The organism is Gordonibacter sp., assembly GCF_036667095.1.
Lineage (GTDB): Bacteria > Actinomycetota > Coriobacteriia > Coriobacteriales > Eggerthellaceae > Gordonibacter.
In genome coordinates this window covers 1-10,381 of record NZ_JAVWUP010000047.1, presented here as the reverse complement: position 1 = coordinate 10,381, position 10,381 = coordinate 1, and the positions used below count along the sequence as shown (strand labels likewise).

Annotated in this window: 8 protein-coding genes; 1 reads left to right on the top strand and 7 read right to left on the bottom strand. The window is 62.0% G+C overall.

Translation table 11 applies throughout. From position 1 onward, the window contains the following. From RR842_RS06375 to RR842_RS06365, 3 genes are all read right to left on the bottom strand, one after another. Positions 1 to 1,623, bottom strand: a 1,623-nt coding sequence (locus tag RR842_RS06375) for an ABC-F family ATP-binding cassette domain-containing protein (RefSeq protein ID WP_332729276.1), incomplete at its 3' end; no start/stop codon positions are given. 91 nt (positions 1,624 to 1,714) lie between these two features. Further along, the gene (locus RR842_RS06370) at positions 1,715 to 3,535 is read right to left on the bottom strand and encodes a hypothetical protein (protein ID WP_332729274.1); all 1,821 of its coding nucleotides are present in this window, start codon (positions 3,533 to 3,535) and stop codon (positions 1,715 to 1,717) included. After that, a complete protein-coding gene (locus RR842_RS06365; protein WP_332565612.1) occupies positions 3,532 to 4,584 on the bottom strand; it encodes a glycosyltransferase family 2 protein in 1,053 nt (350 codons plus the stop codon). The genes RR842_RS06370 and RR842_RS06365 overlap by 4 nt, the downstream gene beginning before the upstream one ends. A 256-nt stretch (positions 4,585 to 4,840) precedes the next feature. Between RR842_RS06365 and RR842_RS06360 the strand changes: the two genes are divergently transcribed. After that, complete coding sequence (locus RR842_RS06360) at positions 4,841 to 5,743, top strand: ChbG/HpnK family deacetylase (RefSeq protein ID WP_332565611.1); 903 nt, start codon at positions 4,841 to 4,843, stop codon at positions 5,741 to 5,743. A gap of 258 nt (positions 5,744 to 6,001) precedes the next feature. Here the strand turns inward: RR842_RS06360 and RR842_RS06355 are convergent, their stop codons facing one another. The 4 genes from RR842_RS06355 to RR842_RS06340 form a co-directional block, all read right to left on the bottom strand. Next, positions 6,002 to 7,123: a DUF5808 domain-containing protein gene (locus tag RR842_RS06355; protein WP_332522433.1), complete on the bottom strand. Its 1,122-nt coding sequence runs from the start codon at positions 7,121 to 7,123 to the stop codon at positions 6,002 to 6,004. Between the two features lie 16 nt (positions 7,124 to 7,139). Then, the gene (locus RR842_RS06350) at positions 7,140 to 7,640 is read right to left on the bottom strand and encodes a GntR family transcriptional regulator (protein ID WP_332729272.1); all 501 of its coding nucleotides are present in this window, start codon (positions 7,638 to 7,640) and stop codon (positions 7,140 to 7,142) included. Between the two features lie 99 nt (positions 7,641 to 7,739). After that, entirely contained in the window at positions 7,740 to 9,341 is a 1,602-nt protein-coding gene (locus tag RR842_RS06345) for a hypothetical protein (RefSeq protein ID WP_332514815.1), read from the bottom strand. A gap of 9 nt (positions 9,342 to 9,350) precedes the next feature. Then, positions 9,351 to 10,241, bottom strand: coding sequence for an ABC transporter ATP-binding protein (locus tag RR842_RS06340; protein ID WP_332522585.1), 891 nt, complete (start codon positions 10,239 to 10,241; stop codon positions 9,351 to 9,353). Between the last annotated feature and the right edge of the window lie 140 nt (positions 10,242 to 10,381).

The following is a 10,381-nucleotide window of genomic DNA, read 5'->3' as shown; positions in this document are numbered from 1 at the left end:
GCCGGCGGGGGGGGGGGGGGGGGGGGGGCCCCCCCCCCCCCCGGGGCGCCGGCGGGGGGGGGGGGGGGGTGGGCGCGGGCGCCCCCCCCCCACCCCTCCACCGGAACAGGTTGACCGATTTCGCTCGTCCGTCAACTTCAGGTATTCGTCCACGCCTCCCGGCAGATGCCGCAGCTTGCCGTCCATAAGCGCGTACTGGTGGTCGGTCACCCGCTCCATGAGGTAGCGGTCGTGCGTGACCAGCAGCAACGTGCCCGGCCAGCTGTCCAACAGGTCTTCCACCATAGCCAGCATGTCGGTGTCCAGATCGTTGCCCGGCTCGTCTAACACCAGCACGTTGGGCTCGTCCAGCAAAATAAGCATCAAAGCCAATCGGCGCTTCTGCCCGCCCGACAGATCTTTGACCGGCTCGTTCATATCCGCGTTCGTGAACCCCAGCTTCTCCAGCAGCTGGCCCGGCGTCATATCCTTGCCGTCGAGCATGGTGCGGCGGCTGTAGCGGCCGACCACCTGGCGCACGCGATCATCGCCCAAATTGGACAGGTCGTCCAAGTGCTGGGACAGCACGGCAAAGCGCACCGTCTTGCCGATTTTCACCAGACCGGAGTCCAGCGGTTGCAAGCCTTGCAGCACGCGTAACAGCGTCGTCTTACCGGCACCGTTCTCGCCGACGATGCCATAGCGGTCGCCCGGCCCGATAAGCCAGTCCACGTCGTCGAGCACGACGCGCTCGCCGAAACGCACGGTGGCGTGCTCCAGATCAACCACCTGCTTGCCCAGGCGCGCCATAGCCATGCGTTTGAGCTCTTGCTCGTTTCGCAGCGGCGGCACATCGGCAATGAGCGCTTGGGCGGCTGCCACGTGGAATTTCGGCTTCGTCGCGCGCGCCCGCGCTCCGCGCGAGAGCCACGCCAACTCGCGGCGCAGGTCGTTTTGGCGCTTCTGTTCCGCCAGGTTCAGCAGCCGGTCGCGCTCGACGCGCTGCATGATGTAGGCCGAGAACCCGCCTTCGAACGGCTCGACCAGACGGTCGTGCACTTCCCACATGCGACCACACACCTCATCGAGGAACCAGCGGTCGTGCGTGACCACCAGCAGTGCGCCCGCGCCCTGCTTCCAGCGGGTTTTCACGTGTCCGGCCAACCAGGTGATGGCACGCACATCCAGATGGTTCGTGGGCTCGTCGAGAGCGAGCACGTCCCAATCGCCTATGAGCAGGCGCACGAGATCCACCCGACGACGCTGCCCGCCCGACAGCGTGCCCACCTGCGCGTCCCAGGGAATGTCGGCAGCCAGCCCCGCAATGATGTCGCGGATGCGAGGATCGCTCGCCCACACGTATTCGGGCAAATCGCCCACGATAGCGCGCTGTACCGTGTCGTCGTCGGACAGGGCATCGGCTTGTCCCAACACGCCCACGCGCACGGTGCCGTTGCGCAGCACGCGCCCGTCGTCAGGCTCTAGCATGCCCGCGATCAGCGCCAACAGCGTTGACTTCCCATCGCCGTTGCGGCCCACGATGCCGATGCGGTCCCCCTCCTCCACGCCCAGGGACACACTGTCGAACACCGTCTTGGTGGGAAAATCGACCCGTACCTTCTCGCACCCGATCATAAATGCCATGTCGTTCCGCCCTTCGCTTCTTCAGTCGCGAACCATCATAGCAAACCAGACAAGGTGAAAAGGGCGCACCCCGCAGGTGCGAGCAGGCATCCTACGCCTTCTCCATCACCGCGATGGTGAAGTAGGTGCGCTCGTAGGGGCGGTAGTACGTCTGGGAGTCAATCATCGTTATGCCGGGCTTTTGCCGCAAATCGGCCACGTCGCGCGGCTCGTCGGCGTTTTGCGCCTGGCCGAGCACGATAAAGCGGCCATGGAAATCATCCAGGATGAGTTCCCATGACTTTTTGCTGGTCAGCGTGGGGGCATATGACTCGTAAGCCAAACCCCAGTTGCCTTTCTGCCAGTCCATATACACCTGGGGAATAGCGGGATAGGTCACCGCCATGACACCCTGGATGCCTATGTCGGACGACACGATCAAGTCGACCTCGGGAGCCCTTTCGGCGAGGCGCTCAAGGGGTACGCGATTCTCAGGGGCGTAGTTGTCGCGCACCAGCAGCACCTGATTCAGCAGCGAGACCGCCAACATAAGCGCACACGCCCCGCCAACCAGCATACGGCTGCGAATCTGCGCTAGCAGCAGCGATACCGCCAACAGCAAAGGGCCGATGCTCACGAACAAATAGCGGTAGTACAGGATGTTCGAGCCCATGACGTCCGACAGAACGAACGCGATGGCACTTGCCCCTACGTACACGCCCAGCGCGCAAAGTACGGGAAGCACCTTGTCGGAGGCGAGCCTTCGCCCGAAGCGAGTCCGAGAATTCACCGAAGTCGCACTGCGCCGCGACCCCCGCTGCCGTAAATACCCCACAACCCGCCAGCCCCCGTACAGCACGAGCGCCACCGCCCAAAGCAGCATCGCCGCCCAAAGCACCTCGAGCGCCATCTGCCATGCCGCCCCATATGCTCCCCGCGAGGCGAACGACACGTGGCTCGTCATGACCGGGTACATGGCCAACTCGATATAGGTCGTCGGGAACACGATTTTTGCCCAGTATGTTTCCGACACCACGCCCATCTGACCCACCAGCACCAAAAGCCAAGGTGCGTACAGTGCCACCTGCACGGCGGCACCCGCAAAGAACACGCCCACCGCGCGCCAACGCCCGGGGCCTCTTGTTGCGCGCGCACCGTCCAAGCCGCCCGCTACCGCAGCCCCGCCGCGCTTCCGCAGCGCATCAACCAGCAGGTAAGCCAACAGTAAGGCGTTCACCGAGAACGCCGCCAGTACGCCATAGTAATGCAAGTAGGCGCTGGCCAGGCTGGCCGCAAAGAACACAAGCCAGCAATGCAACGGCGCTACTCGGCCCGCACGCTGCGCGCCGAAAATGCGCCATGCGTAAATCGCGCACAGCATCACGGTAAACGTAGCCCATGAGTACATGCGTATTTCGACCGACATCGTAGCTACGTAAGGGGTGAACAACGCGAGGAACGAGAACAGCACGCCAACGCGCCAGCCGAAATCACGTCGCAGGTGCGTATAGCCCAATGCGGCCAACGACACCGCCCCAGCCAGCGCAAACAGACGGTACACCAGTACGTTCTGCCCGAACACCAGGTTCAGCACGTGAAGCGCCCAGTAGAACAGCACCGGATGCACGTCACCCGAGCCGATACGCCATATCTCCGCGAACGAGTGGTTCGCAATCCCCACGGAATACGACTCGTCGAACCATACATTGCCATGGAACGCACCCGCCAGCAGAAACGCCGTGCCGACAGCAAGCAGGATCAGATGAAATGCCCGTGAGGACAAGACCAGTGCCTGCCCCTTGCGCTCACTCCCGCCCGATTCCTCGCCCGCATCCCTGCGCGCGGAGTCCTCGCACTTCGCCATCGTGCACGCCTGTCCCTTGCGCTCGCTCCCGCCCGCGCAAACCCCGCTCACGCGCTCAATTTCGTTCACGCGCACCGAGCTCCGGTCCCCGCATCATCCGACAGCGCTTCCGTCTCGGAAGCCGTAGAAGCGCTCGCTCGCACCTTGGAGGGCACCTGATTCGCCGCAGCAGCAAACGCGTATTCATTGCGCACGATACACACGGGACGGTTTTTCGCCTCGATGTAAGCGCGCGCCATGTACTCGCCCAGAATGCCCAGCACAAACATCTGGATGCCGCCCATCAGCAGCACCACATACACCAGCAGCTGCGTGGTGGAAATATCGTAGTTGTACGCCATCTTCTCGAACAAGTCCCAGCCGAAAAAGAACAAGGTGATCAAAGCCAGTATCACGCCGGTATACATAACCAGCTTGAGCGGCCACGTAGAAAACGCCAACACGCCGTTCCAGCCATAGGACACCAACTTGCGCACCGTCCATTTGCTTTTCCCTGACAGGCGCTCGTGCACCTGGTATGGCATAACGTGCGTGCTGAACCCCACCCAGGCGAACAAGCCTTTCGAGAAACGGAACTGCTCGCGCAAGGAAAGCAGCGCCTCTGCCACGGGGCGGCGGAACACGCGGAAGTCGCTCACATCGGCGATGATACGCGTGTCGCTCATGCCATTGAACACGCGATAGAACAGCTTCTTGCAGGCGCGCAAAGGCAGGCTTTCCTTGCGCGACTCCTGGACGGCGGCAACGCAATCGATTTCGGGGTTGTCGTCGAGGAAGCGCAGCATCTTCAAGGCGACCTGCGGGTCTTGCTGCATGTCCGCGTCGATGAAGCCGATGCAATCGCCCGTAGCGCGCTCGAGCCCGGCATGCAGCGCGGCTTCTTTCCCAAAGTTACGGGCAAGCTCTACCACCACGAACGCCGCACGGCCCGAACCGGCGGCCCGATACGACTCAATCTCGCGCTTGAGCACCTCAGACGTATCGTCCGAACTTCCGTCATCGACGAAAACTAACTCATAGTCCAGATCTTCGCCATCTAGGCATGCGGTAGCAGCCGCAATGAACGTCGGCAAGTTACGCGCCTCGTTATAGCTGGGAACGATCAATGAGAAGTTCATGTTGGTTTTCGGGCCTCTCCGTATACTCACATGCGTCCGCTAGTTTATCATTGTGCTACACCATGCAAGCAACTTACGTAAAATACCTAGAGTTACCTCACAGGGCATGCGTGCTGCCTACAGGCAGTACGTCTAGTGCGCGTGCCAGCATACGCGCTAGACGTGTGGATAGGCGCTCAACGTTGTTCTGGCTCCTTGCGAGACGTGCTGGGCAACGCTCTCGCAAGCCGGTCGGCACCGCACTGCGAAGTATGCGATGACCGTTCGATTTCACGCCGACGACTACGGCATAACCCTAGACCAAGCACGTGCCATCCTTGCGCTCAGCGATGCGTGCGGAGGATCGGGGTGCCTTTCCAGTGTGAGCGTTTTTGCGAACAGCCCTGCGCTCGCCGAAGCCGCCGCGCTCGCCGCGCCGCACATTGCAAGCGGCTCGCTTCTGATGGGGCTGCACGCGAACCTGGTCGAAGGCCGCCCGTGCGCTGAGGCCACCTGCGTGCCCTTACTCGTAAACGAACGCGGCACCTTCCGCAACGACTTCGTGGCACTGCTCGCGCAGTCGCGCAGCGCGCAACGCGACGAGTTGCGCCGCCAAACGGAATGCGAGCTGACGGCACAGCTGAAGCGCTATCTGGCCGCTTTCCCTGCGGCACAGGGCGCGTTGCGCCTGGATAGCCACCAGCACACGCACGCCATCCCGCTGGTGTTCGACGCGCTGCTCTCGGCGGCACGCACCTGCGGCTGCACCGTGGAATACGTGCGCACCCCGGTGGAGCCGCTGCGACCCCACCTCGCTTCCGGCCAGGCGTTGCGGCGCCTCTCCCTTGTCAACCTCGCAAAAGGCGCGCTGCTCTCCCGCTTGTGGGCGAAAAACCGCGGCAAGCTGCCCAAAGGCTGCGCCACCTCGCTGTTCTGCGGTGTCTTGCTGTCGGGGCGCATGGATGAGATCGATGCCCAACTGGTTCGCGCATTCGACGAGCTCGCCTTCGCACGCGCGCGTGCCGGCAAGGCTCCGGCAGATGGCAGCGTGGAAGTGCTGTTCCATCCCGTAAGCGTACCTCTCGAACAATGCCTCGACCCCCAGAATGCGCCCTTTGCCACCGCCTGCGCCGCCCCCGGCCGCGATGCCGAAGCGCGCGCCCTCACGGCGCTTCGCTGAGGCGAAGGCGGCTTGCACCTGACCGGAAATCAAGCCAGATACACAAACAGAACTTTTAGCAGCAGCGTTCCCCTGGGCGAATAGAACTCCTTGCACAGCGAAACCGGCCTTTCTCAAGATCGGTTTCGCCAAGCTATGCACCTTCGAACGAAGCAAGCAACGCAGGGTGCCTGATGAAAACGAGGGTTGGCAAAACCGCCGCCATCGCTTCCGCGTCCCTCCACCTCGCCAGGTTTCCTCACGCCACCTGCAACGCCATCAGAACAGCACCAACACCGCCACCACGAATCCTGCGGTTATCGCCAAGCCGGCAACCAAGAGGGCCCACACAGCAGGGCGCGCCCAGTTCGTGGTCCAGCCCACGCCGAAGCGCTCGGGCAGAAACAGGCTGGGGTCGTCACGGTTCACGTAGAAGATGCCGAACTTCCAGTGGGAGTCGTCGTCGGCCAGCAGCGTATCGGAACCCTGCATACGCAGAAACACACGCGAACCCGCCTGACCGTACACAACGCTCACCGCAATGGCCCCTATGCACATAGCAAGAGCCGCCACCATAATGCCGACGGCCGCCTGTCCCATAGAAATAATGCCGATAAACGTAAGCGGCATCGTGGCCATAGCACCCGCAATAAGCAATCCGCCCACCACCAGGTAGAGGCTCTGAGCGTGCGCGAACATGCCGTAAGCCAAGGCAGACGTGGCCGGAGCACCGGGTTCGGACCATTTTTTCGAGCGCATGATAGTCCAGTGCGAGAATGTCAGGCATACCCCAAAAAATCCTTGGATCAACACCGGCATAAAAGGGATGAGCGGTGTTTTATCAGCCCAACGGCTTACGCTGCCGTCGAAACCCATCTGTAGGGGAATCTGATCGGGCATCTGCGCATATCCCAAAACCCCGATAGCCAGCGTCAACGCCATAATAGGCAGGTACAGTAGGTTCCACTTCAACGAAATGACCTGGGGAACAGGCCGGTCGTCCACTACTGCTACCGACTCCTGCGCCCCGGCAACCCACCCCTGCTTGTGCTTGTAGGCTTTCGTTTTCGCACGGTAGAACTGCATCAAGCCGTAGCCGATGCCCAGTATGGCAAACGAGCCCACCACCAGCATGACAATCACGCCAGCATACACACCGCCTAAGGCGAGCGCCAGCGTCGCAGCCGTGAGCACAAGGGACACCGCCGCCACGATCGCAGCATAGCGCCGCTTGAGGCCCTTGAGATACGAATCTTGCTGAGCGGCCGTGGGAACCGTAACGGCGAACACCTCGCCGCGGCGCATGAGGTAGGGCGTTGCCGCCATCATGAAGCCCACAAGGGGCAGGATGAGCGCCGTGAGCGCCATCATGACAGTGGGGTCCATTCCTTGTTCGGTCATGTTTTGCTTTCCTTCCCTACAGCAAAGTGCCCGGCGAGGTAGCCACATCGTGCTTGATGGCGCTACCGCCCTGTGCCGCGTGTTTCGAGGCAGCGGGCGCACCATCGGCATCGCAACGCTCGCCTGCACCATAGGCGCGTGCGGCCTGCCGTTGCGAGCACTCCAAGAACTCCCCCCACGATCCGCCGCGAGCACGATGGCCCAGCGCCAAGGCGAACAGCTCGTCTTCCATCTTGTCCAGCTCGGCTTGCGTGCGATTGGCGCGGTCCTCTTCGCAGGGGTCGGCGATAGAGGCGCCCGAGCGCCCGCGCATAAGCACATAGCCCTCGTCGCGCAAAACGGCATAGGCCTTGTTCACCGTGTGCAAGTTGATACCCAGATCGGCTGCAAGCGAGCGCACCGAGGGCAGCGCCTGCCCGGGCTCTAACTCGCCCGTGGCTATGGCCGCGATAATCTGGCTGCGAATTTGCAGGTAAAGCGGCTCTTCGGCCTTCTGGTCTATGCGAATGATCATCATAGTGCCTCCTTCACCCACATCATACACCGATCGCCCATCCCCTCGCTCTGCGATGCGCGCCCTCAGCCCTCGCCGGCACCCGAACGATACCGATCGCCTTCATGCAGCCAAGCCTTTCCTCTGCGTGCCGCCGTACAGCACGAACGACGCAACGCCAACCACCACCGCATAGGCAAGCGACGCCGCCAAGCCCAGCATTACGGTAGCCGCAATACCCAAGGCCACCACAACCATGCCGCCCATAACAACGCCGAACACGGGAAGCCCGCGCTTCACCGGCTCGTACACCGTCGTCCAGTCGTAGCGCGGATGCCGCGCATCAAGGGCGAGGCCTGCAAACGTAGCGAACAAGGCAAGCGATAGCGGCACCACGAACAGGGCGATCACCGAAACCGCATCGGAGGGAAACGCGATTGCCAGCAAAACGCCGCCCACCACAATGGTCGGCACCGCAAGCAGGAGGTTCAATGCGGCTTTCGCGCCCAGCACCGTACGCGCAGGAACCGGTGCCGTGAGCATAAGCCAGCGGGCCGACCCTTCGAGCGAAACCGACGGGGCCGTAGTCGACGAGATACCGATACCGAACGCGACGGCCCAGGGAAGAAAAGTGCCGACCATCAGCGACAATTCCGACGGCAGGGCGCTTAGGTCCAACATACCCAACACACGTGCGACGACCGCCGCTATCGCAGCCACCAGCACCAGCACATAGCCTATGCAGCTATTCATGAAGTAGATGGGGGTAGCTACCAGCATGCGCGCCTCTTTTACCAGCAGCGCCTTGAACGGCGACCGAGCACGAGCATCCGCACCCGTGCACTCGCCGTCGGCAGCATCGAACGAGAAGACGCGGTGAGGACGAGTAGATTTCAGCAGTTCGTTCACTGGCACGAACACGCGCGTCAGCACCACGATCAGCACCAGCGCCGCAACAAGGGACACCGCAGCAAACGTGGCAAGCGAAAGCAGGTCGCCCTGCACTATGGCGGAGGTGGCCCAAGCTGCAGGCGGGTAGAACGACGAAATCTGCTCGGAGAGCTGGGCACCCAGCGCGCTCAAGGCAGCCCTATCTCCCTGCTGGCCGGAAAGCGCGAACGAGCCCGCCACTATACCCACGACCGTCAGCATCGACAAAAGCACCACCAGAATGTTCGCATGTCTAAAGCGCGCCGACACTGCGGCGATAAGCGCCGCCAGCACCATAGCTATAGATAGCGGCAACAGGGGTGCCAGCAAAAGAGCGGTAACCATACCGATGACCGCTACCGCCCCGACTGGCACAGCACCCGCATAGACGACAAACGCGGGAACCATCACCAGCAAGCCGAACCCCGCACTCATGGCATACAACGATGCGATACGCGACATGATCACGCTCACCTGGGGCACCGGCAGGGAGAGAACCAAATCGTAGTCTTTGAACGAGAACAGCACGCCGTTCGCCTTGAGAAACGCCGCGACCGCACCCATAACCGAGCCCGCCAACACCGCCACCAGCGGCACCGCCTCGGCAAGGCCGAGCGACACCAAACCCACCGCCACACCACCGCTGTACACCACGGCGACCGCTACGATGGCAAGGACGGCAAGGGCACCCAGCGCCAACAAGCGCTTGGCTTTCTTTGGGTCTGCGTGCAGCGCCTTATTGATGCCGAACAAGCCCAGCAGTTGGATTTTCAACAACAGGATAAACGAACGCATCGCCACCCCCTACCGTCCACGACCGACGCGCTTAGACGAGCGCGCAGGTCGCGCCGCCGCGCCGGGCCGCCCGGCATCCGGCGTCCCTTCACCGGGTTGCCTGGACAAGCGCGCGTCGGTCGTCGCCGCGTCGGGCCGCCCGACTTCTGCCGCCCTCGCATCCTGTTCCAGCATGTCCAGGAACACGTCCTCCAGGCTTTCGTCGCCCACCACCTCGGCAGTAGGGCCGCAGGCGCGCAGCGCGCCCTGCTTGATGATGGCCACTTTGTTACACAGCTTCTCGACCACTTCGAGCACATGGCTGGAGAAGAACACGGCTGACCCGCGCTCGGCCAGCTCGCGCAGCATTTCCTTCATGTTGAACGACGCTTCCGGGTCCAATCCCACGAACGGCTCGTCGAGCACCAGCAGCTTCGGCTCGTGCATCAATGCGCCGATCAGCGCCAACTTCTGCCGCATACCATGCGAGTACGAGGACACCAGGTCGCCCAGTGCTTCGGTGAGCGCAAAGCGGTCGGCATACACCCTGATGCGCTGGCGACGCATGGCCGCCGAAACCTCGAAAATGTCCGCGATATAGTTGAGATACTGGATTCCGGTGAGGAACTCGTAGATATCGGGATTGTCGGGCACGTAGGCCACGGCACGCTTGCAAGAGAGAGGGTCGGTGCGCACCGAGCGCCCCATAATGCGTATATCGCCAGCATCATAGCTACTCACTCCTACGATAGAGCGGATAAGCGTCGTCTTGCCGGCACCGTTGTGCCCCACGAAGCCGAAAATATCCCCCGGCATCACTTCCAGGCTTACCTCGTTCACCGCACGTTTCGAGCCAAACGTCTTCACTACACCCTCGACGGCGAGCACCGGGCTTGTCGGCTGCACCTCGTTGTCCCTCATAGGTAGTTCCTCCTTTATCGTTGACTCCAGATAACAGATTTGTTATATTTATGCTATAACAGATGGAACAAAGATGCAAGCATGAAATTCGCTCCAGAAAATCTGCAGCGGGGCAAATGTTTCACGTGAAACATTTGTTC

Excerpts from the sequence above, each read along its gene's own strand:
- RR842_RS06365 (WP_332565612.1), bottom strand. The coding sequence starts at position 4,584 with ATGAACTTCTCATTGATCGTTCCCAGCTATAACGAGGCGCGTAACTTG.
- RR842_RS06355 (WP_332522433.1), bottom strand. The coding sequence starts at position 7,123 with ATGACCGAACAAGGAATGGACCCCACTGTCATGATGGCGCTCACGGCG.
- RR842_RS06350 (WP_332729272.1), bottom strand. The coding sequence starts at position 7,640 with ATGATGATCATTCGCATAGACCAGAAGGCCGAAGAGCCGCTTTACCTG.
- RR842_RS06360 (WP_332565611.1), top strand. The coding sequence starts at position 4,841 with ATGACCGTTCGATTTCACGCCGACGACTACGGCATAACCCTAGACCAA.
- RR842_RS06345 (WP_332514815.1), bottom strand. The coding sequence starts at position 9,341 with ATGCGTTCGTTTATCCTGTTGTTGAAAATCCAACTGCTGGGCTTGTTC.
- RR842_RS06340 (WP_332522585.1), bottom strand. The coding sequence starts at position 10,241 with ATGAGGGACAACGAGGTGCAGCCGACAAGCCCGGTGCTCGCCGTCGAG.